Annotated in this window: 21 protein-coding genes and 2 pseudogenes; 22 read left to right on the forward strand and 1 reads right to left on the reverse strand. The window is 51.5% G+C overall.

All coding sequences use genetic code 11. The annotated features are described in order from the left end of the window. Nucleotides 1-12 precede the first annotated feature (12 nt). The 20 genes and pseudogenes from LC084_RS18690 to LC084_RS18780 all read left to right on the forward strand — a co-directional run bounded on the left by LC084_RS18690 (nt 13) and on the right by LC084_RS18780 (nt 24,431). Nucleotides 13-990, forward strand: a complete 978-nt coding sequence (locus LC084_RS18690; RefSeq protein WP_226572796.1) for a hypothetical protein — start codon at nt 13-15, stop codon at nt 988-990. A gap of 23 nt (nt 991-1,013) precedes the next feature. Further along, nucleotides 1,014-1,838, forward strand: coding sequence for a type VI secretion system accessory protein TagJ (locus LC084_RS18695; protein WP_226572797.1), 825 nt, complete (start codon nt 1,014-1,016; stop codon nt 1,836-1,838). Then, nucleotides 1,831-2,403, forward strand: coding sequence for a type VI secretion system baseplate subunit TssE (gene tssE / locus LC084_RS18700; protein ID WP_226572798.1), 573 nt, complete (start codon nt 1,831-1,833; stop codon nt 2,401-2,403). Before LC084_RS18695 ends, tssE begins: the two co-directional genes overlap by 8 nt. 2 nt (nt 2,404-2,405) lie before the next feature. Next, entirely contained in the window at nt 2,406-4,277 is a 1,872-nt protein-coding gene (tssF, locus tag LC084_RS18705) for a type VI secretion system baseplate subunit TssF (RefSeq protein WP_226572799.1), read from the forward strand. Further along, a complete protein-coding gene (tssG, locus tag LC084_RS18710; protein ID WP_226572800.1) occupies nt 4,274-5,338 on the forward strand; it encodes a type VI secretion system baseplate subunit TssG in 1,065 nt (354 codons plus the stop codon). Before tssF ends, tssG begins: the two co-directional genes overlap by 4 nt. Nucleotides 5,339-5,413: 75 nt before the next feature. Then, nucleotides 5,414-8,047 carry a type VI secretion system ATPase TssH gene (gene tssH / locus LC084_RS18715; protein WP_226572801.1) on the forward strand — a complete coding sequence of 878 codons (2,634 nt, stop codon included), beginning with the start codon at nt 5,414-5,416 and terminating at the stop codon, nt 8,045-8,047. A 32-nt stretch (nt 8,048-8,079) separates the two neighbouring features. Beyond that, complete coding sequence (locus tag LC084_RS18720; RefSeq protein WP_226572802.1) at nt 8,080-9,501, forward strand: serine/threonine protein kinase; 1,422 nt, start codon at nt 8,080-8,082, stop codon at nt 9,499-9,501. Nucleotides 9,502-9,761: 260 nt separating this feature from the next. Then, nucleotides 9,762-11,687, forward strand: a complete 1,926-nt coding sequence (locus tag LC084_RS18725; protein ID WP_226572804.1) for a type VI secretion system Vgr family protein — start codon at nt 9,762-9,764, stop codon at nt 11,685-11,687. A 156-nt stretch (nt 11,688-11,843) separates the two neighbouring features. After that, nucleotides 11,844-12,224: a DcrB-related protein gene (locus LC084_RS18730; RefSeq protein WP_226572807.1), complete on the forward strand. Its 381-nt coding sequence runs from the start codon at nt 11,844-11,846 to the stop codon at nt 12,222-12,224. A gap of 53 nt (nt 12,225-12,277) precedes the next feature. Next, nucleotides 12,278-13,120, forward strand: coding sequence for an N-acetylmuramidase domain-containing protein (locus LC084_RS18735; RefSeq protein WP_226572808.1), 843 nt, complete (start codon nt 12,278-12,280; stop codon nt 13,118-13,120). Beyond that, on the forward strand, nt 13,117-13,683 hold the full coding sequence (locus LC084_RS18740; protein WP_226572810.1) for a hypothetical protein: 567 nt from the start codon (nt 13,117-13,119) through the stop codon (nt 13,681-13,683). The genes LC084_RS18735 and LC084_RS18740 overlap by 4 nt, the downstream gene beginning before the upstream one ends. 240 nt (nt 13,684-13,923) lie before the next feature. Further along, on the forward strand, nt 13,924-14,526 hold the full coding sequence (locus LC084_RS18745; protein ID WP_226572812.1) for a hypothetical protein: 603 nt from the start codon (nt 13,924-13,926) through the stop codon (nt 14,524-14,526). A gap of 24 nt (nt 14,527-14,550) precedes the next feature. Then, nucleotides 14,551-15,417, forward strand: a complete 867-nt coding sequence (locus LC084_RS18750; protein ID WP_226572813.1) for an N-acetylmuramidase domain-containing protein — start codon at nt 14,551-14,553, stop codon at nt 15,415-15,417. A gap of 81 nt (nt 15,418-15,498) precedes the next feature. Beyond that, on the forward strand, nt 15,499-15,942 hold the full coding sequence (locus LC084_RS18755; RefSeq protein ID WP_226572814.1) for a DcrB-related protein: 444 nt from the start codon (nt 15,499-15,501) through the stop codon (nt 15,940-15,942). A gap of 1 nt (nt 15,943) precedes the next feature. After that, nucleotides 15,944-20,326 (forward strand): RHS repeat-associated core domain-containing protein, encoded by a 4,383-nt coding sequence (locus tag LC084_RS18760; RefSeq protein ID WP_226572815.1) that lies wholly within the window; start codon nt 15,944-15,946, stop codon nt 20,324-20,326. Between the two features lie 15 nt (nt 20,327-20,341). After that, nucleotides 20,342-20,944: a hypothetical protein gene (locus LC084_RS18765; protein ID WP_226572816.1), complete on the forward strand. Its 603-nt coding sequence runs from the start codon at nt 20,342-20,344 to the stop codon at nt 20,942-20,944. Nucleotides 20,945-21,460: 516 nt separating this feature from the next. Then, entirely contained in the window at nt 21,461-21,688 is a 228-nt protein-coding gene (locus LC084_RS23390; protein WP_404808728.1) for a DUF805 domain-containing protein, read from the forward strand. A gap of 37 nt (nt 21,689-21,725) precedes the next feature. Further along, nucleotides 21,726-23,559: pseudogene (locus LC084_RS18770) on the forward strand (RHS repeat-associated core domain-containing protein); the annotation flags it as partial. A 27-nt stretch (nt 23,560-23,586) separates the two neighbouring features. Further along, nucleotides 23,587-23,910 (forward strand): hypothetical protein, encoded by a 324-nt coding sequence (locus LC084_RS18775; protein WP_226573055.1) that lies wholly within the window; start codon nt 23,587-23,589, stop codon nt 23,908-23,910. Between the two features lie 23 nt (nt 23,911-23,933). Then, nucleotides 23,934-24,431, forward strand: coding sequence for a hypothetical protein (locus tag LC084_RS18780; protein ID WP_226572817.1), 498 nt, complete (start codon nt 23,934-23,936; stop codon nt 24,429-24,431). A 150-nt stretch (nt 24,432-24,581) separates the two neighbouring features. Here the strand turns inward: LC084_RS18780 and LC084_RS18785 are convergent, their stop codons facing one another. Further along, entirely contained in the window at nt 24,582-25,157 is a 576-nt protein-coding gene (locus tag LC084_RS18785; protein ID WP_226572818.1) for a DUF4291 domain-containing protein, read from the reverse strand. 411 nt (nt 25,158-25,568) lie between these two features. Between LC084_RS18785 and LC084_RS18790 the strand changes: the two are divergent. Continuing rightward, nucleotides 25,569-26,078: pseudogene (locus LC084_RS18790) on the forward strand (RHS repeat-associated core domain-containing protein); the annotation flags it as partial. Then, the gene (locus tag LC084_RS18795) at nt 26,075-26,539 is read left to right on the forward strand and encodes a hypothetical protein (RefSeq protein ID WP_226572820.1); all 465 of its coding nucleotides are present in this window, start codon (nt 26,075-26,077) and stop codon (nt 26,537-26,539) included. The pseudogene LC084_RS18790 and the gene LC084_RS18795, both read left to right, overlap by 4 nt. Nucleotides 26,540-26,665: the final 126 nt, after the last annotated feature.

Genomic DNA, 26,665 nt, shown 5'->3' on the forward strand with positions numbered 1-26,665 from the left:
ACAAGGATTTATATGAAATATTGGCTTTCGGGTTTACTGGCGTTGTTGGCGGCATCGTCCAGCGCGTGGGCAGAAAATTACCGGATTGTTCAGTCACCGTCCCTGAAGCTGGATGTCTGGATAGACAACATCCAGGACAACACAGCGAAAAGTTGGTGTACCAATGAATTACCGCTGCGTATTGTTGCGAACGGCGAGAAAAAACCGGAAATCCTGCAGGCTTTCCTGCCACAGGTTGGCAAGTTGCTGCAAAGCCAGTGTGGCACACTAAACACCCTGCGCTGGCAAATGACAGCCCCGGATGGCATCAAACTGGCGACCGGTACTGCAGAGAAAAAGCATGACTGGCGTGTTGATATCGCCCCTGCTGCTCAGGTTATTGCTGCCGCTATTCCCCCGGCAAATAATCAACGCGCAGAAGACCTTTCACAACCCGCAGACCGTACACCCTGGTTTGAATTTAACCTGAAAGATGGTTGCCGCCTGCGCACCTTCTGGCAGGGTGATAGCGCCTCACAGGCCTTGTTTATTCCGGCAAAAGACGACGGAAAATGTGAAAAAGGTGGCTGGCTGAATGGCCGGGGTAAAGTTACCCAACAGGGCCAGAATGGCAGCCAGACTATCACCATGACCTTTGTTCACGGCTTCCCGGTGGCCGGGTTTAACCCAGCAGCCAACACCAACACCTTACTGATTGCTTCGGTCAATAACGAACGCATGGTGGTGAGCGACGAACGTTCACCGCAAAGCTGGCTGATTATGCAGTATGTCCCGCGGATTAACGGCTGGAAGGTGGATGGCACGGTAGCGGTAGAAATGCCGCGTGACCAGGCCAGTGACGGCGACAAACTGAAAGCCCGCCTGGATGAAGTGCGCAAAGTCTGGGGGCCTTACCTGGAGCCGAATACCGCGCTGACCATTCAACTGGTGGAAGCCGTGCATCTGCAACTCAAAGACCCGGCAGCAGGCGCATACCATACGCTGAAGTAACCTAACCACCACAAGGAATGATTATGCACACCCTCTACCAACAGATGGCCGGAGATTCGCTGGCAGAAACCCTGACGCGCCTGGAAAGTGACATTAAATCCCGGCCTGCGGATGCGGACCTGCGTGCAGCGTTTGTTCAGTTGCTCTGTCTGGCGGGAAACTGGCAGCGTGCCCGTACCCAACTGAAAAGCTGGGCGGCGCTGAAACCCCAGGCACAACCCACGGTGACCTTGCTGGAACAGGCAATTGAAGGCGAAATAACACGCGCACAGGTTTTTGCCGGTGAGACTGCGCCCAGAATGCCGGAAGAAGCCTGGCCCTGGGTTCAGCATCTGGTTACCGCACTGGCACGGGAAAATGCAGGCGATAACGCCGCAGCCCTGGCACTGCGCGAACAGGCACTGGAAGCCGCGGAACTGAATCCGGGTTCCTTGCAAGTAAACGAAGAAAGTGTGGCGTTTGACTGGCTGATGGATGGCGATGCTCGCCTGGGGCCAGTGTGCGAATTTATCGTTAACGGGCATTACTTCTGGGCACCATTTTGCGCCATTCGGGAAATCATTTTTCAGGCTCCGGCAAGCGTCACCGACCTGGTGTGGCGGCATGCCCGAATCACTCTGGTAGATGGCAGCGAACAAGTTTGCCAAATCCCGGCGCGTTACCCGGTAGATGCCCGCACGGAAGACCGCTTTCTGCTGGGGCGCGAAACCCACTGGGCAGCACTGGACGAAGACGGTGCGTTTTGTCTCGGCCAGGGGCAGAAAGTGCTGCTCAATGCCGATGATGCTTATTCCTTGCTGACACTGGATACGCTGGCCTTCGCTGGCTCCGAATCTGACCATGAGTAATCACGACCAGAACGCTAACCCTTCTGATCTGCTACGAACTGGCTACCGCCAACGGGCCAGTAAGCAGACAGTGGGCGCGCGCGATAAAATGCAGCCCTCCCTGCTGGACCGGCTGACAGATGACGCGCCCGATCAGCAAAAAGAACCCGCCAGCCATAATCTGATTTCCCACAGCACACTGCGCCGCAACGTGCTGCGCGACTTACAGTGGCTGTTCAACACCATCAACAATGAAGCGCAGAACGATCTGCGCGATTTTGCCCATATTCGCCGTTCGGTCGTGAATTTCGGTATCGCTCCGCTTGCCGGGAAACGGATGTCGGAAATTGAATGGCAGGATATTCAGCGCAAGCTCACCGAAGCGATTCTGGCTTTTGAACCCAGAATCATTCCGCAAGGGTTGCAAGTGCGCTGTCTGTCTGACCCGCAATCGCTGGATGCACACAACGTTTTGTCCATCGAAATAAAAGGCCGGTTGTGGTGTGTTCCCTGGCCGCTGGAGTTCCTGTTCCGCACCGATGTGGATCTGGAAAACGGGCATTTTGAGTTAAAAGACGCAGGCTGATTATGGACAGTAAACTTCTCGACTATTACAACCGCGAGCTGGCGTATCTGCGCGAAATGGGTGCAGAGTTTGCCAGCCGCTATCCCAAAGTGGCCGGTCGGCTCGGGATGCGGGGTATCGAAGTCGCAGACCCTTACGTCGAACGCCTGATGGAAGGCTTTGCCTTTCTGACCTCGCGCGTCCAGCTAAAAATGGATGCGGAATTTCCGCGTTTCTCTCAGCGATTGCTGGAAATGTTCGCGCCGAACTACCTTGCGCCCACGCCCTCTATGGCGATTGCCCAGCTCCAGCCTGATATGCAAAAAGGCGACTTGAGCGACGGCTTCACCGTGCCACGTGGCACCATGATGGACAGCCTGGCGCTGAAAAAAAATGGTGTCACCTGTGCCTGGACTACTGCCCATGATGTCACGCTGTTGCCACTGCATATCAGCAATGTGGAACTGGGTGGCGTCCCGGCCGATGCACCACTGATGGCGATGGGGCTAAGCCAACGGGGTGCTGCCAGCGCACTGCGTATTCGCATTAGCTGCAATGGCAAAAATACGCTGGAAAACCTGAACTTCGACCGGCTGGATTTTTTCCTCAGTGGCCCGGACATAGAAGCACAGAAATTACTTGAGCTGGTGATGCAGCACTCTGTGGGCCTGTTTTGCCAGACCGTGGCGCCATCACCGCAACGTATTGTGCTGGGCGATGATGCCCTGACCCAGGAAGGGTTCGCACCGGAACAGGCTATGTTGCCTGATGACCTGCGAAACTTCGATGGCTACCGCCTGCTACAGGAATACTTCGCATTCCCGGCGCGTTGCCAGTTTATTGCCATCAGCCAGTTACAGAGCCTGCTGGCGAAAAGTGCCGGAGCCAGTGCTTTTGACATCGTTATTTTGCTGGATAAAGCCGACAGTGCGCTGGAGCGCATCGTGGATAAAGCGTACTTTGCCCTGCACTGCACACCGGTTATCAACCTGTTCCCCAAATATGCGGAGCGGCAAAAGATTCAGGACAGCCAGGGCGAATACCACTTAGTTGTTGATAATGTTCGCCCACTGGATTACGAAATCTATGCGGTAAAAAATATCTATGGCTCACGTTCTGATCGCCGGGAAGAGCAGCTATTCCGCCCGTTCTGGCAATCATTCAGTGGTGACCACGGCAACTACGGCACTTACTTCTCCCTGCGCCGTGAACAGCGCGCGCTTTCAGAGCATGCTCTGCGTTATGGCACCCGTACCGGCTATGTCGGCTCTGAAGTGTTTGTTTCACTGGTAGATGAAAGCCATACGCCCTGGTCCGACAGCCTGAGCCACCTGACAGCAGAAGTGCTGTGCACCAGCCGGGATTTACCGCTGATGCTGCAACAAGATTTGGGTGAGTTTGTGATGCCGGATTCACTACCCGTTGCCGGTATCACTTTGCTGAAAGGCCCCACTCCGCCGCGCCCGGCTCTGGCCGAAGGGGTTGCCACCTGGCGGCTTATCAGCCACCTGCAAATGAACTACCTCAGCCTGATGGACAGCGAAAACGGTGAAGGGGCTGAAGCCCTGCGCCAGCTGCTCGGGCTGTATGGCAACCTTGCAGAAGTGCCCGTTGCCCGCCAGATAGATGGCCTGCGCCGTTGCCAGTTACGCCCGGTTCACCGCCGGGTACCGGAGCCTGGGCCGATTGTTTTTGCCCGTGGCATTGCCATTGACCTGCAAGTGGATGAACAGGATTTCTCTGGGTTCAGCCCCTGGTTGCTTGGCAGTGTGCTCGAGCGTGTGTTCTCCCGCCTGGTGGCAATCAACAGTTTTACGGAAGTGACACTGACCAGCCAGCAACGCGGTGAAATTGGCTGGTGGGGGCCACGTATGGGGAAACGGGCACTGATATGAGTGAAACCTCAACACCTGAAACCCGGTTACCGCCAATTACGCGGGTAACCCGCCTGGCGGAAAACTTCTGGCCAGCTGTTATGGCAGCGCCCTGGCGTTATGACCTGTTTCAATTACTGCGCCGGGTTGATGCCCAGGGCGGTGGCCGTTATCCCCTGGGGCGTGCGCCGTTACCCCGTTTTGATGTCTTACGGGTTGCCCAACAACCTTCGATGGCGTTTGCGCCCTCCACACTGGCAACGGTAAAAACACTCGACGGTACCGATTTACACGAAGTGTCGATTTTCAGCTTCGGGTTATTTGGCCCCAACGGCCCGTTACCAGTGCACATGACAGAATACGTGCGTGAACGTATCTATCACCACCAGGATGATTCCCTGAGTGCGTTCGCCGACTTGTTTCACCATCGCCTGAGCCTGTTGTTTTACCGTGCCTGGGCCGATGCGCAACCCACAGTTTCGCTGGACAGGCCGGATAACCGCCGTTTTGAAGACTACCTGGCCTGCCTTACTGGTATGGGGTTACCCGGGCAGCGCCACCGGGGAAGCCTGAGTGAACATGCCCGGTTTGGGCTGGCCGGACACCTGACTCGCAGTGGTCGTGATGCTGAAGGGCTGGAAAAAATGCTGCGCCACTATTTCCAGGTACCGGTACGGGTGCGTGGCAATATTCCGCACTGGATGCCGATAGACCCGCGGGACCAAACCCGGCTGGGTGGCCAGGGGCGGCGGGCACCGCGCCTGGGGGAATCGACCTTTGTGGGCATTGCCGTGCGCGATGTGCAGCATAAATTCCGCCTCGAAATTGGCCCACTTAGCTTGCAGGGCTACCAGCGTTTTCTGCCAGGTGGGCGAGAAGTAACTGAATTACGTGACTGGGTACGCCAGTACCTGGGAACGGATTATGCCTGGGATGTGCGCCTTACCCTAAAAGGTGCCGAGGCAACCGGTGCAACTCTTGGCGGCAACACCCGCCTGGGGTACAGCGCCTGGCTGGGCGAGAGCCCGAAAAAACCTGACCGCCATGATCTGGTGTTTATGCCGGAGCCAGAACACAGCTAACGCATGGGTTGGGTTTTACAACAATAACAACATTGTATTTCAGGCACCTGGTGCCAACCGTCAACAGGAATAATCATGTCAGAGATCAGCCGTGCCGTATTATTCGGCAAACTGGATACGCTGTTATTTACCGCGCTGGAGAGCGCAACCGCCTTTTGTAAGTTGCGCGGCAACCCCTACGTTGAGCTTGCACACTGGCTGCATCAGTTAATGCAGCAGCAGGACGGCGACTTACAACAGTTGGTTCGCCATTTCGGCCTCGACGAAGCAGCCCTGGCGCGTGACATTGTGGCTGCACTGGACAGCCTGCCCCGTGGCGCAACTGCGATTTCTGATTTGTCGGAACATGTGGACACAGCAGTTGAACGCGCCTGGGTATATGCCTCTCTCACTTTTGGTGCCGGGCGTATTCGCGGCGGGCATCTACTGATTGGCCTGTTGAAAACCTGGAACCTTGCCAATGTGTTGAAGGGAATTTCCGGCCAGTTTACCCGCCTGAACGCCGACCAGCTTATTGACCAGTTCGACACCATTTTTGCCAACAGCAAAGAAGCCCAGCAAATTGCCAGCGCACCACAAAGCGAACAGGCCGCGCCGGGCAGCCAGCAAAGCGCCCTGGCGCAATATGGCCAGAACCTCACAGAAAAAGCCCGTGATGGCAAAATCGACCCGGTAGTTGGCCGTGATGAAGAAATTCGCCAGATGGTGGATATTCTGATGCGTCGCCGCCAGAACAACCCACTGCTTACCGGTGAAGCTGGGGTGGGGAAAACAGCCGTTGTCGAAGGCCTGGCCTGCCGCATTGCACAAGGAGATGTCCCGGCACCTTTACAGGCGGTACAGCTCTGGCTGCTGGATATCGGTTTACTGCAGGCTGGTGCTGGCATGAAAGGCGAATTTGAAGCCCGCCTGCAAAGCCTGATTAACGAAGTCCAGTCAAGCCCGGAACCCATCATCCTGTTTATTGATGAAATTCACACCCTGATTGGTGCGGGTGGGCAGCAGGGAACTGGCGATGCCGCCAACCTGATGAAACCGGCGCTGGCTCGCGGCCAACTGCGCACCATTGGCGCCACCACCTGGGCCGAATACAAAAAATACATTGAGAAAGACCCGGCGCTTACCCGCCGTTTCCAGACTGTACAAGTGCACGAACCGGATGAAGAAAAAGCGCTGTTAATGCTGCGCAGCACGGTTTCCCCGCTGGAAAAACACCACCATGTATTACTGCTGGATGAAGCCGTGGCTGCCGCAGTGAAACTTTCTCACCGCTATATCCCGGCACGCCAGTTGCCCGATAAAGCCGTTGCCCTGCTGGATACCGCCTGTGCCCGTGTGGCAGTGAGCCAGAGTGCTCCACCGCCACAACTGGAAGACTGCCTGCATCGCCTGGAAGCCATTGAAGTGGCACTGGAGATTGCCCACCGTGAAGGGCGCATTGGCCTGGGTGACAGCACCAGGGTTACAACCCTGGAAGCAGATAAAGCCCGTGAAGAAGCCCTGCGTGAAACCCTGACTGCGCGTTGGGAGCAGGAGCGCACGCTGGTGGACGATATTATTGCGTTACGTGCCGAGCGCCACGCGTTGCCAGAAACACCCGAGGCCGATGATGACCGGGCATCAACCATTAATCAGCAACTCAGCGAGCGCCAGCAACAACTGCGCGAATTACAGGGCGATGCCCCGTTACTGTTTGCCGCTGTAGATGCCAATGTGGTTGCCGCTGTTGTCTCCGACTGGACAGGCATCCCGCTGGGGCGCATGGTGAAAAACGAAATCGATGCCGTGCTGCAACTGGCCGATACACTCAACCAGCGTGTGATTGGCCAGCGCCATGGCCTGGAAATGATTGCCCGCCGGGTGCGAACCACGCGAGCCCGCCTGGACGACCCGAACAAACCTGTTGGTGTCTTTATGCTGTGTGGCCCATCGGGTGTTGGGAAAACCGAGACCGCGCTGGCACTGGCGGAATCTTTATACGGCGGTGAGCAGAACATCATTACCATCAATATGAGTGAGTTCCAGGAAGCCCACACCGTTTCCACCCTGAAAGGCGCACCTCCGGGATATGTTGGTTATGGTGAAGGTGGTGTACTGACAGAAGCTGTACGCCGCCGCCCTTACAGTGTGGTATTACTGGACGAAATTGAAAAAGCGCACCCGGATGTACACGAAATTTTCTTCCAGGTATTTGATAAAGGGTGGATGGAAGATGGTGAAGGGCGGCATATTGATTTCCGCAACACCATTATTATTCTGACCTCTAACGTGGGGACGGATTTAATCAGCGCCATGTGTGCTGACCCGGATCTGATGCCAGACCCCGAAGCCCTGAGCGGTGCGCTGCGCCAGCCATTACTGCAAGTTTTCCCACCTGCTTTACTGGGGCGCTTACTGGTCGTACCTTATTATCCGCTCAGTGATACTATGCTGGCGGAAATTGTCCGTCTGCAATTACACCGTATTCAGCGCCGCCTGGAAGAAAACCATGGCATTATTTCAGACGTGGACGATAGCGTTATCACCCAAATCGTTCAACGCTGTACGGAAGTTGAGTCTGGCGGGCGCATGGTTGATGCCATTCTCACTAACACGCTACTGCCGCAAATGAGTACCCTTTTACTGAGTGCCAGTGCGCGGGATGAACAATTCCGGCGGTTGCGTATCATGGTTGAACAGGGCGAATTTCAGTGTCAGTTTGAGGCGTAACGCCATTACCACAGGAAGCGAGTTTTCCCATTATGTCGGAATACGAAAACAATCGGACCGTATCTAACGCACTCCCCGTTGGATACCGTTTCAATGAGTTTGAAATTAAGGAAGTCATTGGTGGTGGCGGGTTTGGCATTGTCTATCGCGCCTGGGATCATCAACTGGAACGCACTATCGCCATTAAAGAGTTCATGCCATCGTCGCTGGCGGTGCGCAACGACGATATGCGCCTGGTACTGCGTAGCGAACGCTTCGGCAAAGCTTTTACTGCCGGGCTGAACAGCTTTATTCAGGAAGCGCGCCTGCTGGCTCGCTTTAACCACCCGAACCTGCTGCATGTGCTGCGCTTCTGGGTGCATAACGATACGGCGTATATGGGCACCGCGTTTTACAGCGGCACGACATTATCTCGCCTGCGCGAACAGCACCCGGAACGTATCGATGAAACTTGGATCCGCCGCATGCTGCCCATGCTGCTGGGCGCGGTGAAAACCATCCATCAGGAAGGTTACCTGCACCGGGATATTTCCCTGGATAACATCCAGATTCAGGATAACGGTTTGCCAGTATTGCTGGATTTCGGCTCTGCCCGGCGCAGTATCGGCAATATTTCCGATGAAACTGAAACCATGTTGCGCCCTGGGTTTGCGCCTATCGAACAGTACACCGATGACAACGACAGCGAACAGGGCCCGTGGACGGATATCTACGCCCTGGGTGCCGTGTTGCATACTCTGGTTGTGGGCGCACCGCCGCCAGTCAGTGTGGTGCGTAGCATTGAAGATAACTACCAGCCACTGATGAAACGCCGCCCGCAAGGCTTCTCACCGGCGTTACTGAATGCGATTGACCAGGCGCTGGCACTGAAAATGGAAGACCGGCCACAATCCATTGATGCCTTTGCCGCGCTGGTGGAAACCCCGGTAGCCGGTATTGATGATGTCGCACAGGTTAACCGCCCAGGTACCATGTTGGTGCCGGTGGAAACCGAAGAAGAAACCCCGAAACCTGCCGGGCTGAAACGCTTTATGATGCCGGGCCTGGTTGCTGCGGGTGTTCTGGTTGGGGTTGCGCTGGGTGGTGTGTTATTCCATGGTGGCGGTTCTGAATCAGTGCCAACCGCCAGCGAAGCACCAGCACCGGCCACCCCGGCAAATACTGCCAGTAATACGGCGGTTGCGGCTAACACATCGTCTGCGCCAGCAGCGGTTACTACGCCGGTTGCGACTAATGCAGAGCCTGTTGCCCTGGTTTATGTGCGGATGCGCGAAGGCGACCAGTTGACGCTGAATGGCAAGCAACAAGCGGTTGTTCCTGCCAGCAATGGTTTTGCTTCACTGCAACTGCCTGCCGGGCAGTACGAACTAAGAGTGACTGGCCACGGTGATGCACGTAATGAAAACATTACCGTCGACCGCCCCGGCACCTGGTTTATCAACCCGCAATCCTGAGTACCTGAAACGGGCAGTCAGTTAACTGCCCGCCTGATTCTTACCAGTAAATTTACCGGGCTTATCTTATTGCCCGGTTTTGCTGTGTTTAACACACCTTTACTCCAATAATTTTTATTGCAGGCTCCGCAAGAGCGGCCACGCCTGCAATTTGTGAAATCTAAAGAGTATGTCCTCTTATTCGCCAGTAGGCAGCGGTGACACCAACAGGTGTGCCGCTGTGTTCTCTGTTGCAAACAACACATCCTGGGAATGAATTTATGTTGAACCGAATTACCGTCCAGCTCCCGGTTGAAGGGCTGTTATTCTGGAAACTTTCCGGGCGTGAAGCGTTATCGGAATCCTTTGCGCTGACAGTGACTGTGCTGGGCACAGATGCCCGTATCGACCGTAGCAGCTTGTTGGGAAAAGCCATTACCGTCACCATTCCAACGGAAAATCTGCTTACCTCCCGTTATATCAACGGCAAAATTACCCGAGTAGGTGTGAGCGCGACAGAAATCAGTGGCACCCGTTATGCGGTGTACGCGCTGACAGTGGAACCCGATTTGTGGCCAATGAAACGCGACCACAACCTGCGTATTTTCCAGAACCAGACCGTACCGCAGATTGTGAAAACCCTGCTGGGCGAATATCAGGTCAACATTGAAGATAAACTTACCGGCAGCTACCGGGTGTGGGAATACTGCGTTCAGTACCAGGAAAGCAGTTTCGCGTTTATCAGCCGCCTGATGGAGCTGGAAGGTATCAGCTACCACTTCCGCCACGAGGCAGACAAACACACGATGGTGCTGACAGATGCGGTAGAGCAGCATGTGCCGTTCACCGGGTATGAAAGCATTCCGTACCATGTAACGGGCTCTGGCGGCAGTACCGATGAAGAAGGTATTAGCCAGTGGGCGCTGGAAGACAGCGTGACGCCGGGTATTTACAGCCTGGACGATTACGACTTCCGCAAACCCAACGCCTGGCTTTACCAGGCGCGGCAGAACCCGGTTTCACCTTCGCCGGGCAGCATAGACGTTTACGACTGGCCAGGGCGCTTTGTGGAACACGGGCACGGTGAATTTTACGCCCGTATCCGCCAGGAGCGCTGGCAAGTAGAACACCAAAAGGTTTATGGCACTGGCACAGCAATCGGGATTGCACCGGGTTATACCTTTACTCTGCTTAATGCGCCGTTCTTCAGCGATAACGGCGAATACCTGACCATTAGCGCAGATTACATGTATGAAGAAAACCGCTATGCCAGCGGCAGTGACAGCGACACCATTCACCGTACTGATTTTACCGTGATCCCGTCTTCTATTCCGTTCCGCCCGGCATTCAGCGCCCAGTGGCCACGAACTGGTGGGCCGCAGACGGCAAAAGTGGTGGGGCCGTCCGGGGAATCCATCTGGACTGATAAATACGGCCGGGTAAAAGTGAAATTCCACTGGGACCGCCTGGCAAAAGGCGATGACACCAGCTCCTGCTGGGTGCGTGTTTCCAGCGCCTGGGCAGGCCAGGGTTACGGTGGCGTACAAATTCCCCGCGTGGGCGATGAAGTGGTGGTGGACTTTATTAACGGCGACCCGGATCGCCCCATCATTACCGGCCGTGTGTATAACGATGCCAGTATGCCACCCTGGGCACTGCCTGCTGCTGCAACGCAAATGGGCTTCCTGAGCCGTTCCAAAGACGGCACCGCCAGTACCGCTAACGCCCTGCGTTTTGAAGATAAAGCCGGTTCAGAACAGGTGTGGCTCCACGCTGAACGCAACCTGGACGTGGATGTGGAAAACGATGAAAACCATAACATCGATAAAAACCACACCCATTTTGTAGGTGAAAATGAAGTGCAGCGCGTGGTTAAAGACCAGACTGTGGGTGTGAAGGGAGAAGTGAAAACCATCACCGGCGGCAATATGATGGAAGAAGTGGTTAATAACTACATTCTGACCACCGGAGAGGGTATTCGCCTGGCATGTGGTAATAGCGCCATTGAGCTTGCTAAAGACGGCTCGGTAACGATTATTGGCACCAAATTGAATATCACTGTAAGCGGCCAGGGAGATATTAATGCGCAGCCATTAAATCTGAACTCAGGTAATGGCTCTAATACCTCAGCACCGGGTAAAGATTTTAAATCCGTCATCCAGCAAGATCTCGACAGTTTCTTTGTTTTTAATGCCAACGAAGAATAGCCAGCGCCGACAATGTGCCTGAATCGCCCGGGAACGGGCGATGCTTAATACCACAGGGCAGCACGTTTATTTTATTCATCGACACGGGGTGGGGGGAGTGGCTATACCACTGCCTGTGGCCCGGCTTTAGTCGCCAGCAACCGTTAAGACCGTACTATGAAGAAATCTACGCGTAGTGAGCAATCCACCGAAGCCTTTACCTTCAGCGTCTCCCGCAGCGCCGCCAGTATTGACGACAAGCTGCACGATGTTGCGGCCAGTATGATTCGCGAACTGGAAGAAAGCCTGGCTGATTTCAGGCTGAACTCTTTTGAAATCATTGATGTAGATGGCATCCCTGCCGCCGAATTGTTCTACGAATTTAAAAGCGACAACACACCCGTTCACCAAAAACAGACCGTTTTATTGCTGGATGACCCGGTTATGGGCAAAAAGAAGGTTTGTTATATCGGCACCTGCGTGGGCGATTACAGCGAAAGCGATATCGAGCAGTACCGCAAAATGATTCGCGGAATTCGTTTTCAGCATGGGAAGTGAATGTTTTTTATTTAATTAAGACAACAATACTTATTAAATATTTTGAGGGCTTTATGGCAAGGATAAATTCACCTGTTGGCGAAAATCAGCGTAATTTATATGGTGATGTTCGCACAATTCAAACCTTATTGAATAAAAATAGTGTTATTACAAGACCAGGTCATTTATTAGCAGAAGATGGAAAGATTGGCCCAAATACCATAGCCAGAATTCGGTTGTTTCAGGAAAAAGTGGTGCGGATGCGTAACCCGGATGGCGTGATTGACCCGAACGGCGTCACCATGCGTAACCTGACCCTGCATGCCAATTTCCATACCACTGTTAATCGCACAACAAGGGTACCTGGCATTACTCAGGAACAGTTTGTTCAGGCCGCTGCAACTTTAGGCTGTGAAGTGGCTGCCATCAAAGCGGTGGTGTACACCGAGTCTCCCCGTGGGGCATTTGATGAAAAAGGCCGCCCGTCAATTTTATATGAACGCCATTACTTCCATAAGTTAACTGGCGGAAAGTATGACAGTAATCCGGTGCTGTCTAACCCTACAGCAGGTGGATATGGAAAATACAGTGCTCAGTATGGCAAGCTTGAAGAAGCCATGAAACTCGATAAAAATGCTGCACTCCGGTCGGCATCCTGGGGCGCTTTTCAAATTATGGGTAACAACTTCAAGGAAGCTGGCTTTTCTTCGGTTGATGATTTTGTGAAAGCGATGGGAACACTCCAGGGGCAATTGGATGCCTTTGTCAGATTTATCGCGAATAACGCACATCGTAAAAATGCCCTGATTAATAAAAACTGGGCTTCATTTGCTTATAATTATAATGGGCCTGCGTATCGTAAAAATAATTATGATAATAAACTGGCTCATAACTACCAAAAGGCGTTATCTGAATGAATCAAACACGCATAAGTGCATGTGCCTTAGCGCTGTCACTACTTTTCCCTGTTTCTGCTTTAGCGGGCGTGACACTCAAAGCAATAAATACCCACAGCTATGAAAAAAGCCTTTATGAGGCTGCAGCAAAACAGCAGATTGAAAATGGTGCACCGGTTGATAAACAGGCTTTCTCAGTAAAAAGTGATGATAAAGTTCTGGGGAATATTCTTGCAGGCCAGGGTTTTAATGCTAATGACGACAATGTTTGTTTTGTTTCATGGGCAGCCCCGGACGGAAAAATTCAGAATCTGGTGCCAACCATTGGTTTCGATAACTGGGAAGCCGAGGTTTGTGGCGGAACCCGTGCTGTGGGCGTGCTGGCTGATGATAAAGACAGTATCAAGCTTGCTGTTATTTATGATGCACAATCGCCCAACGCCAGTGCAGTTGAATCCGTTATCTTCTCGGTCAATACAGCAACCGGCGCTTTCACTACAGACAATGCCCTGACAGCAAAACTGGGTTCGCAGGGTGCGGCCACGCTCCAGGCACTGAAAACCCTTTACCGCGCTTCACATTAACACCGCCGCCGGGCCGGTTACTGCGCGCCCGGCGCAACAGATAATGCCATTCCAGAGACCCCTATGAATTACACCTTTAACGAAGGGCAGATAGCCCTGTTCCCCGGACAGTATGATCCGCGGAATTCGTTTTCAGCATGGGAAGCGATGATAGGCTCTAAGTATCAAGGTCTATGTTTCAATACTGTATAATTAACATTGATTTCCATTTTTTGTGCATTTTGATGTTTCGGGGATTTTATGAAAAAATTTTTGGCTTGTATTATTGGGATGGTTACTTTTCCTGTTATGGCGTCTGATATTTCGGCGGGGATATATGACAGTCTCCTCATTGCAAAGAGTAAGTCTGGTGATATATCCGGTTATTATCAGGAATCAATAGGAAGAGACAGTGATCCTACTTGCTCATTTTATTTTTATGGGCATGATAATCAGCGTGGAACAATCCTGATTAATTCATGGTCATCAGTACAAAAAAGTGGTTATATTAAATCGTCTGATACGGGGGTAGTATTGAAAATCCCCGGAGGTACGGAGCATGATGGTTGCATCAATGTTATAGGGCCGCAAATTAATACTGGAATTAATTTAAAGAAAATAAAATCAACAAACTGGCAGTCGCTTGCTACCGCAATAAAAGAAAAAGTCTATATTTATTCTTTGCCGAATCGTGAGGCAAGGAGAAAAGGTTGGATTGTTCAACAAGATGTTGCGGGTGTCGTGGAACAGAAAGGTGATTTTACAAATATTCAATATGTTGCTGAGAGTGGAAAGGTAACAGAAGGTTGGGTTATAACTAGTGATATTGAAATTGTATTACCTACAGGTAGTTTGAATAATTAATGATATTATAGATGGTGAATCAATATGGACTGTATAAAAATAAGTCATCCTGTTGGTATTGGTGAGGCAAATAAAAGGTCGGATGTTATTACTGTACAGAAGCTATTAAATGATGTTTATAGAAAACATCCACTCCTTATTGTTGATGGTGTCGTTGGCCCTAAAACTGTTCAGAGAATTAAAGATTTTCAATTACATCATGTTGGGTTAAGGCAACCTGATGGTATTGTTGATGTGAATGGAAAAACAATCAGGGCGCTACACTTTAAAAAGAGCAATTATACTGCTTCTAATAAGATTCACCTTAAAGAAAATGCTACCGAACAGGAACTTTTCATAGAGGCTGCTCACATTTTAGGGTGTGAAGCTGCTGCTGTTAAAGCTGTTGCAAGTACGGAAACAAAATCTTCCGCATTTTTTGCTTCAGGTAAGCCTGCGATTCTTTTTGAGCGACATGTTTTTTCCAGATTGACTGGTTCTATTTATGATGACAAACATCCAGATCTGTCATCGACTACTCCGTATAAAACAAAAGGGCATGGGCCTGATTATTATGGAGGGCATGCGGAACAATATTCTAAACTAGACAGGGCGAGGATGTTAAATGATGTCGCTGCACTAGAATCAGCGTCATGGGGAGAATTCCAGATCATGGGTGAGAATTTTTCCGCATGTGGTTTTTCTTCTGTATATGCATTTGTTAACGCGATGAATACTATTCAGGGGCAATTTTCAGCATTTGTTAACCTTATAAAATCTGACCATGTCTTGCTCAATGCATTAAAGAATAAAACTTGGGTGACTTTTGCAAGAAGATATAATGGCAAGAATTTCACCATTAACCATTATGATGCCAAAATGGCAAATTATTATCACCAGTATTCATCTTAAAAACCCTTTTCATATTAACACCGCCGCCGGGCCGGTTACTGCGCGCCCGGCGCAACAGATAATGCCATTCCAGAGACCCCTATGAATTACACCTTTAACGAAGGGCAGATAGCCCTGTTCCCCGGACAGTGGGCGGATGCCTCAACACATATCCTGCGAGATACTGACAGCGGGCTTTCTGTGGTGATCACCCGCGGGCCGGTGCCAGAAGACAGCGACTTCGAGAAAGAATTTCACCGCCAGTGGGATGGCATGCGCCCGCAAATGACTTCCCTGCAACAGGGCGAATTCACCCGGGTGAGCGTAGGGCCGGACAACCTGACCCGCGGTGTGGAAGTGGAAAGCCACTTTGCGCGTAACGGCGTGGATTTGTGGCAAAAACAACTGGCAGTGCCGGTGGCGGATAAACCCCAAATGCTGCTGTTTACCTTTTCAGCCCTGCGGGCGTTCAGCGAACAGGATGAACAACACTGGAGCCAGTTAAAAGCCAGCATTACGTTTAACCCTACGGAGCAGGACGCCTGAAATGAGTGACAACCACGCGGCCCGCCTGGGCGATAAAATTATTCATACCACACTGCTGGCTGACATCATCAGTACCGTGGCTGAAGTAGGCACTTATGCGCTGATGGGCGCGGTTGTTGGGGCTGCTGTTACGGCGGCGGCACCGCTGCTCGGTGGTGGTGCGTTGAGTGCGGCAGTGGCCAGCGTGGGGGCGGCGGCGTCGGGTGCAGCAGGTGCTGGCGCGGTGGGGTGTGTGTTATCCGGCGTGATGGGTGGGGTATTGGCGAGTGTAACCGGTCTGGCCGATGAAATCAGTTCATCCGCCACCGCACTGGGCAACCTGATCTCACCGCCATCCCCGGCCGGGAAAATCAGCTCTGGCTCCAGTAATGTGAATATCAATGGCAAACCGGCGGCCCGGGCTGCGGGCCACGCCACTGAACCGGCGAAGAAGGAAGAGTCGGATTCGGGTATCAGCTTCCTTGATATGGCGGCGGGTGTGTTGGGTTTTGCCAGCTCAGTGGCAGAGAATATGTGGCAGCCCACGGTGGCAGGCGCGGATGCCAACACCGAGTCTTTACCCCTGGACACCATTAATTGTGAAAAACACTCCCCGCAGGAGTACCTGGCGGAAGGTTCCAGCAACGTGTTCATCAACGGGCAGCCAGCCGTGCGGGCTAATGATCGCACAACCTGTGACGCCACCATCTCCACCAGTGTGTCGCCCGATGTCACCATCGGCGGCGGCACACTGACAGTACGCCCGATCCACAGCGGTAAATTACCGGGTTTTGACCTGGCCGTAATGGGCATAATGCTGCTGATGGGGCGCCCCAGCAAAATACTGCGTAACCTGCCTTGTATTGTGATGTCTGGTGTGTCGGGGATGGGTGTCAGTATGCTCACCAGCGCGGTCATGGCGGTAATTAACCCGGTCCATGCCGCCAGCGGCGTAAAAGTACTGAATGACGACAACGAACTGGATGTCGCGCTGCCGGGGCGTTTCCCGTTCCGCATGCAGCGCGCCTACAACAGCCTGAACACCCGCGACGGCCTGTTCGGCACCGGCTGGAGCACCGCCTTCGACAGTTACCTGCATGTCGACGGTGACCAGGCCACCTGGTATGAAGACACCGGGCGCGAATTGCAGTTCACCCTGCCAAAACCGGACAGCATGCTGCTGAGCCCGGCCGAAGGGATCCTGGTGCGCCGCAATGAACACGGCGATGTGGTGATTGGCGACCAGGACAGCAGCCAGTGGCGGCTGTTCAAACCGACCCGGGAGAACCCGTCGCACCTGAAACTGGCCATGTTGTGTGATGATTACGGCAACAGTCTGGAAATGAGCTACGACGAACAGGGCCGCCTGGTGCGCATTCATGATGCCGCTGGCGCGGTGGACGTCACACTGGCTTACACACACCCGGATTTCCCGCAGCGTGTCACCGCCCTGAGCCATTTCGACGGCAACCAGCACTGGCCCCTGATGCAGTGGGGCTATGACAGCCGCGGCCTGCTGGCTTCTGCCACCGATGCCAGCGGCGTCACTCGCCGTGAATACCGTTACAACGATGACCGGTTAATGGTGTGGCACCGCCTGCCCGGCGGGCTGGAAAGTGAATACCGCTGGGAAAAACAAGACCACTGGCGCGTGGTGGAAAACCGCACCAGTACCGGGGAACACAGCAAAATCGAATACGACCTGGTGGCGCGTATCACTACCGTCACCCGGGAAAACGGTGCCGTTCGCCGCCACCACTGGAATGCCAGCCAAATGGTCACCCGCCTGGAAGATGAACGCGGTGAAAACTGGCTGTTTGAGTGGGATGAGAACGACCAGCTGCTCAGCGAAACTGACCCGCTGGGCAACACCTGGAAATATGTGTACGACATCAACGGCAACCAGGTCCGCGTGACTGACCCGCAAGGTAACGTGCAGTCCACCGAATGGCTGGCACACCGTGCCCTGCCGGTTCAGGTGACGGACCCGGAAGGCAACAGCACCCACTACACCTATGACGCACACCACGGCCTGAAAAGCATCACCGACGCACAGGGTGGCACTACCACCGTGCAGCGCGATGAATACGGCCTGGTTATCAGTGAGACGGACCCAAAAGGCGGCCGCCGCCATACCGATTATAACCGTGCCGGGCTGGTAAGCGCGGCAACTGACTGCTCCGGGCGCACCACCCGTTACCGTTACCACCCGCTGGGCTGGCTGCTGGAAGAAACCGCGGCAGACGGCACGGTGACCGGCTACCAGTACGATGCAGCAGGGCGCCCCACCGGGCTGACCCGGCCAGAAGGCTGGCAGGAGAGCCTGAAATGGAGTACTCGCGGCCTGCCGGAATGGCACCAGACAGCAGACGGGCGGCGCCACGGTTTCCGCTACGATAACGCCGGGCGGCTGACAGCCACGCAGGACCCGGAAGGGAACACTGTTCAGCGCGAATACGATGCCCGCAGCCGCCTGTTGGCTCTGCGCAATGAAAACGGCGAGGCATACCGCTTCACCTGGGGCGATGACAACCTGCTGCTGGCAGAAACCGGGCTGGACGGAGTGTCCACCCGCTATGAATACGATCCCTGCGGGCGCACACTCCGGCGCACCTTCGCGGCAGGCCATGCCGACGCCATCATCCTCGGCTTCCATTATGATGAACGGGGCCTGCTGACGGCCCGCACCAGCCCGGATGCACGCACCCGCTACCAGTGGTCAAAACGCGGCCAGATGGTGTCTGTTTCCCGCCACCCGGCACTGGGTGATGGCGCTTACAGCGATGCGGCCGAACAGGTGCTGCACTTCGGCTATAACGCGCTGGGGCAACTGGTGAGTGAAGACGGCGACAACGCCACCCTCGCCTGGGAATACGATGAACTGGGCAACCGCACGCAGACCACGCTGCCGGACGGGCGGCAGTTAAAACAGTTCTACTACGGCAGCGGGCACCTGCTGAGCATTGCGCTGGACAGCCTGCCGGTCACGGACTTCACCCGGGACGTGCTGCACCGTGAAACCAGCCGTACCCAGGGCGTGCTGGGCAGCCACACCCGTTACGATGCGCTGGGCCGCCTGCAGGCCCGTGATGTGTTCAGCGGTCACCCGCAACGCCCGGGGGACATGCACTGGCGGCAGCGCTGGGAATACGATTTCCGCAATAACCTGGTGCGTGAAGAGCGCAACCGCGACCCGTTCGATGCCAGCCGCTGGTCCTACGACAGCACGGGCAAACTGCAGCAGCAGGAAGACAGCCGCAGTGGCACAGTGAACTGGCCGCAGGACGGCGCGGGCAACCCGCTGGCACAGAGTGGCGGCCGTGTACTGCACAACCGGGTGACGGAACTGAACGGTATTCGCTGGCGTTACGACATACACGGGCGCACGGTGGAGAAAATCAGCGGCCAGCAGCGCTGGCGCTACCGTTACGACACGGAACACCGTCTGACAGACGTAGTGAGCGAAACCCGGCACCGCCCGGCGGTGCATGTGAGCTTCCAGTACGACCCGCTGGGCAGGCGCATCAGCAAAACGCGCTGGCAGGTGCGGGAAGACGGCAGCGAAAGCACCCGGGTGACGACACGGTTTGTGTGGGAAGGGCTGCGCCTGCTGCAGGAAGTACACGGCGACATCCCGCTGACCTATGTGTATGCAGACCAGGGGAGCTATGAACCACTGGCGCGTATCGACGGCATCACTGACCCGGAAATATACTGGTTCCACTGCCAGCCCAACGGCACGCCGGAGCGGCTGACGGACAACGAAGGGCGGGTGCGCTGGGAAGGGCTGACGGGAGCCTGGGGCAAACTGTTACGCGAAGCGCCGGTCCATGCGGCAGGCTTTGCGCAGAACCTGCGGATGCAAGGGCAGTACCTGGACAGAGAGACCGGTTTGCATTATAACCTGTTCAGGTATTACGACCCGGACAGTGGGCGGTTTACACAGCAGGACCCGATAGGGCTGGCAGGTGGGCTGAACCTGTACCAGTATGCGCCAAATGCGCAGGGCTGGGTGGATCCGCTTGGATGGATGAGTTGTAGTAGTGATGCAACTGCATTACGAAGTAATATGCAAGCAGCAGGGAAAAGGACTCCTAGCTTTAAAAATTCAGCACATCATATTGTTATGTCAAACTCAAAAGACCCAAGAATGGTCTTTCTTCGTAATAAAATGGATGAACTTGGGATTAAAGTTAACTCAGCAGATAACGGGGTTTATTTGCCTACAAACTCGACAGTTAAAAATAATGCTGATACAACTGCAATAGCTCATTCTAGAGTTCATACTAACACTTATAAACAGAACGTATATGACAGACTTAAAGATATAAATAATAAATCTGACTTTGAGTCTGAGCTTGGTAGTATTGCTAGTGAGTTGTCAGGTGGGATATTTGAATTTTAATTGACTGAGGTGAACATGAATAATGAAGTTGAAAATATCAAGAATTTATTTTTATTATTGAAGATGAAAGGGGTGGGATATTTTAGTAAGGATTTAATAACTATTTTGTCCGAGTGTGATAATCCTATTATTACAAAAGGTCCATACATAAATGTCAGACCGTTTGAAATCGAAAGATCAGGCTTTAAAGTAGGTAAGGTGTTGAAGAAAGAACCAGCCAAGATTAAAAACATATACAAATATTATATTGATAAATTTGACCGTGTTAGGTTAATAGAAATTCTTGATGGAAATTTAGGGGATAAAGAAATTTACATATACAACCCTAATGAAATAGTCAGTTTTTTCTTTGATGCAGCAGGTGATATTCGAAATGTAAGAAAGTCATTTGTAGATGGTTGTGTGTTTATCAAAGAGATAAATTATGGTAAGTTTGGTTTTTCCATTTCAGATTATAAATATGAGAATGACTTGGTTGTCTCTATCAATGTTTTTGAAAAAGAGCACCAAGATGTGAAGGGGGCAACTTATAATGTTGAGTTTAAATATAATAACAGAGATTTGACATCAATTGTAAATATTTTCCCTAATGGATATGAGGAGCAAAGGTACCCATAAACTATAACTTGGGGAGGTATTCTCGAGCTATCCGGAATTATTGGGATGCAATCAATATTTGATAGAGTTCTGTTGTGATAGAAAATCATTAATTACTGATGAATACACACGTAAAACTTGAATTTACAGGCAAAGTGAAATCCTGTGCAATGGAGTTATTGGATTGTGTTTTTACCAGACTTGGTTTTGCATCATTTACGGGACGGTTGTGCCATCGTAACTAACTTGGCAGGGCATCCCGGCAGAGTGGAGAACGAAACTGGCACAGCATGAGCATATTGTGTCGCTTGCTGACGGGTTGTTTCAGCTGTCTTCCCATTCTGATGCGTAATAATGGCTGCCTGCGTACCCAGGCGTGACTGTTATCTCGCCCTTTCCTGCTTTCTAACCTGCACAATAATACAACCATCTTTTTAATACTGCGGACATTCAATGCGTATACTCAGGGTCCTGAAAAAAGGTATTTTCTCCACGTTCAGTTACGAAGGGAGGGATACCCGGTTTGAATAGGGTGTCGTGTTCATTTTTCAGTGCCTGTGGTACTTCGGCTGGCTGAGGTTTTCCTCTGCGGAGGATACCAGCATTATTCTGTTACTGTGCTTTATCCTGCCGTTACTGGCCTCCGCGGTTCGCAGAATAAATGACGCCGGTTATTCGCGGTTTGTGATTATTCTGTTGGTGTTTTTCCCTTATATCCTTTTTCCCTTTCTGTTGTTGCCTGCCTCAGTGAATAGCAGTCAGTAAACTCCTGTAACCTTTCAGGTATTACGACCCGGACAGAGGGCGCACCACCCGTTACCGTTACCACCCGCTGGGCTGGCAAGAGAGCCTGAAATGGAGTACTCGCGGCCTGCCGGAATGGCACCAGACAGCAGACGGGCGGCGCCACGGTTTCCGCTACGATAACGCCGGGCGGCTGACAGCCATGCAGGACCCGGAAGGGAACACTGTTCAGCGCGAATACGATGCCCGCAGCCGCCTGGTGGCTCTGCGCAATGAAAACGGCGAGGCATACCGCTTCACCTGGGGCGATGACAACCTGCTGCTGGCAGAAACCGGGCTGGACGGTGTGTCCACCCGCTATGAATACGATGCCTGCGGGCGCACACTCCGGCGCACTTTCGCCGCAGGCCATGCCGACGCCATCATCCACGGCTTCCATTATGATGAACGGGGCCTGCTGACGGCCCGCACCAGCCCGGATGCGCGCACCCGCTACCAGTGGTCAAAACGCGGCCAGATGGTGTCTGTTTCCCGCCACCCGGCTCTGGGTGACGGCGCTTACAGCGATGCATCCGAACAGGTGCTGCACTTCGGCTATAACGCGCTGGGGCAACTGGTGAGTGAAGACGGCGACAACGCCACCCTCGCCTGGGAATACGATGAGCTGGGCAACCGCACGCAGACCACGCTGCCGGACGGGCGGCAGTTAAAACAGTTCTATTACGGCAGCGGGCACCTGCTGAGCATTGCGCTGGACAGCCTGCCGGTTACGGACTTCACCCGGGACGTGCTGCACCGTGAAACCAGCCGTACCCAGGGCGTGCTGGGCAGCCACACCCGCTACGATGCGCTGGGCCGCCTGCAGGCCCGTGATGTGTTCAGCGGTCACCCGCAACGCCCGGGGGACATGCACTGGCGGCAGCGCTGGGAATACGATTTCCGCAATAACCTGGTGCGTGAAGAGCGCAACCGCGACCCGTTCGATGCCAGCCGCTGGTCCTACGACAGCACGGGCAAACTGCAGCAGCAGGAAGACAGCCGCAGTGGCACAGTGAACTGGCCGCAGGACGGCGCGGGCAACCCGCTGGCACAGAGTGGCGGCCGTGTACTGCACAACCGGGTGACGGAACTGAACGGTATTCGCTGGCGTTACGACATACACGGGCGCACGGTGGAGAAAATCAGCGGCCAGCAGCGCTGGCGCTACCGTTACGACACGGAACACCGTCTGACAGACGTAGTGAGCGAAACCCGGCACCGCCCGGCGGTGCATGTGAGCTTCCAGTACGACCCGCTGGGCAGGCGCATCAGCAAAACGCGCTGGCAGGTGCGGGAAGACGGCAGCGAAAGCACCCGGGTGACGACACGGTTTGTGTGGGAAGGACTGCGCCTGCTGCAGGAAGTGCACGGCGACATCCCACTGACCTATGTGTATGCAGACCAGGGGAGCTATGAACCGCTGGCGCGTATCGATGGCATCACCGACCCGGAAATATACTGGTTCCACTGCCAGCCCAACGGCACGCCGGAGCGGCTGACGGACAACGAAGGGCGCGTACGCTGGGAAGGGCTGACGGGAGCCTGGGGCAAACTGTTACGCGAAGCGCCGGTCCATGCGGGAGGCTTTGCGCAGAACCTGCGGATGCAGGGGCAGTACCTGGACAGAGACAAATGTGTCGGGAACACATTTGAACAGCGCGTAAGTGCTGGCCCGAAGGGCGAGCCGCAGGGAAGCGGCGAGTAAAACAGGTTTGCATTATAACCTGTTCAGGTATTACGACCCGGACAGCGGGCGGTTCACGCAGCAGGACCCGCCAGGGCTGGCAGGTGGGCTGAACCTGTACCAGTATGCGCCAAATGCGCAGGGCTGGGTGGATCCGTTGGGTTTGAGTTGTGGAACAACGAAGGTATACCGTTCCATGAGTCATGAGGATTATGCTCACTTGCTAAAAACTGGGAAGTTACGGGCGGCATCAGAAACATTTATTTCACCAAGGAAAGCTTTTTCTGAAAGTTATGAAGGGGTTTTAGTTAAATTTAATCTTAAAAAAGATGCGTTTAATGAGTTGAAATCAATAGGGGTTAAAGATACCTCTGAATTGACGGGAGTGACTTATCCAGATATGCCTGGTGTCAGTAAAGGGTGGAAGGATAATAATGCTTTCTTTAAGGCTGAAGGTGAACAAATAAATGTAGGCCTTGGGCGAGGGAAAGCATTGGATATATTTAATTCAGGGTATTGATAGTTTTGAAAGGTTAAATTGATATGGTTGAAGAAAAGCTTGAGTTATTTAGGTCGTTAATGAGAGGAAGTATTTCGTATGACTCTTTTATTGAAGAGTATGAGGCAAACTATGGTTTTTTGGATATTTGTAAGGAGTTGGATTCCGCTAAAGCAGAAAAGGATGCCAAAGCCATAGATGTTTATCTCTATTTGGGGGCTTTGATTCAATATGAGTATGGCTGCATGGACATATTAAATGAATTATTGTTATCTGATTGGCACAATAAGCATGAGGATTTAGTGAGGATCATAGAAAGCAAAAAAAACAAAAGCAGTGTGGATTATTTATACAATGCGATTTTTATGAATCTTGAATATATGGATTATGATGATGATTATGTCTTTGCTACAAAGTGTGTGAGAGCGCTATCTAAAATTGGCGGTGATGCTGCAATGAATAAGCTGAAGCTTTTATGTGCCTCAGAAAACAATATAATAAAAGATAGAGCCATGAAAGAAATAAAAAATAACAAAAAATAATAGTTACTATAAAAATATTATTAAATCACTTATTGTGGTTGAGTTATATAATGCTTTCTCTTGTTGCTATTTTTTCTTACCCTCACCTGTTTTATCTGGATAAATATAAAGCAGGTAAGGCTGTTTTCGAACTTGAAATCAACTCGCTATTCACTTGACGATTTCTGTAGAAAATGGTTGGTAGATGTAGCTTTTTTCAATTGGCAATAGAGCTAAAGCAGTTTCATATTTTCCGGTAGTAAGTAGGTTGTGTATTTCATGAACACTATTCGTAATGTCTGATATATTTCTTATCCATATATTTGTATATTTCTCTAGCACCTTATTTCTTATGCCGATTTGTATAGTTCTATAATTTAATTTTTGTAATGAAATATCTCTTTCCGGATCCCATTGTATTACTACATCATGATCTTGAATGCGTTTTTCAAGATTATTATAAGTGCTAAGTACGCCCTGCGATAAAATTTCCTTAAATCCTTCATGGCTAATATCAATAGCTAATATTCTCTTTTGTCTGACGTCTTTTAGTCCCCAACCAGAGCGATACATCATCCAAAGAAAGGATAGTTTAATCCATGTCATTCTAGTCATACTAAATGGAGGAGATGTAAATGTTCCAGTCTCTATGGCACAGTCAGCTATTTCATCAGAATATGCTTGATAAACGCGAATAAACTCTTCGGTATAGAAGGCTCTTATCTGTCTCTCCGGGGGAGTGTTCATTGAGTTTCCTTTTGTAATTTTTATCCAATTTTTTTTCATTGTAAGTTTTGTGTGTCAAGAATTATATATTGGGCTATAAAATTTTCTATCTTTGCCTAATGGATTATAGATAAAAATATAACAATCATTGAGTATTGATAGTTTGGTATTTCCATAATGTGTGAATGGGATATTCTATTAAATAATTGGAGTTTATTCCTGATGAGCTTGAATGTCATTTTTAGGAAAAATAAAGATAATGAGATTATTTTATCTTTAGGTGTGGGTATTTATTTTAATACTTTCGATTTTGAAAATTTTGCGATTATTTCTGGTCTATGATTATTCTGTTGGCGTTTTCCCTTTATATCCTTTTCCCCTTCCTGTTGTTGCCCGCCTCAGTGAATACCAGTAAGTAAACTCCTGTAACCTTTCAGGTATTACGACCCGGACAGCGGGCGGTTCACGCAGCAGGACCCGATAGGGCTGGCTGGTGGGTTGAACCTGTACCAGTATGCGCCAAATGCGCAGGGCTGGGTGGATCCGTTGGGGTTGAGTTGTCAAAATTCATCTAAGAGATTCACTAAACGTAATAATATTACAAAACGTTTTGTCGACTTATTGACTGGTAAAAAACCAAGTGATGTTGAATCGCATTTAAATAGTAAGGGTTGGGTTACGACATATCCACAAAGTGCAACGCCAGCAAAAACTCAGCATGTTGTTTTTGAAAAAGTGACAAAATCAGGTGAAATATATCACTTAGATTATAATCCTGCGGGGGTAACACATGGTAGTGATTATTGGAAAGTAATTAAACCTAATGATCCGGTGGAATCTGTATATGGGCGTATAGGTTATGGGGACTTCTCTCGCTATGATAAAATTAAAAACTCACCTGTATATATTGATGGTGATCTAATGAATGATTGGGGTAAATGATGACAAGGAATACTAAATTTGATTCTTCTCTTAATATCGTTCCGGGGAAATCCATAGGAGGGATATCTTTAGGTGATAATGTTGATGAGATTATTTTATCTTTGGGTGAAAACGTTCCTTTTGAAACTTTCGAATTTGAAAATTTTGGCACTAAATATCGTTGTTATAGATTGACTAAAGAGGGGCTTTCATTTACAACTGATGAACAGGGTAAAATAATCGCTTTATGGTGTGAACCTTCTTATAATGGACGTTTTAATGGTAGGTTATATCCTGGGATTACAGCCAAAGAATTAAGGGCTGTAACAAGGAAACAAATTTTAGTAAAAGGATATTTGGTTGTTGATGATATATATAATTTATATTTCGGAATGCCAGATGATATAGATGATTTTAATTCCTTTTCTGATATTGATGATGATGCTTGTTTTAATGAGTTATATGTTGGGGATCTTAAATGAGTAGGTTTTTATTTGTGTAGTATGGATGGGTGGTGATTAGCGTTAGTTTTTTGTTATTTTAATGACATGGGTCGCGTTAATCAATCCATGGGATATTATTTTAACATGAATATGCTGAAATCCTTT

Origin of the sequence: Mangrovibacter yixingensis (assembly GCF_020523985.1) — a bacterium.
Taxonomy (GTDB): domain Bacteria; phylum Pseudomonadota; class Gammaproteobacteria; order Enterobacterales; family Enterobacteriaceae; genus Mangrovibacter; species Mangrovibacter yixingensis.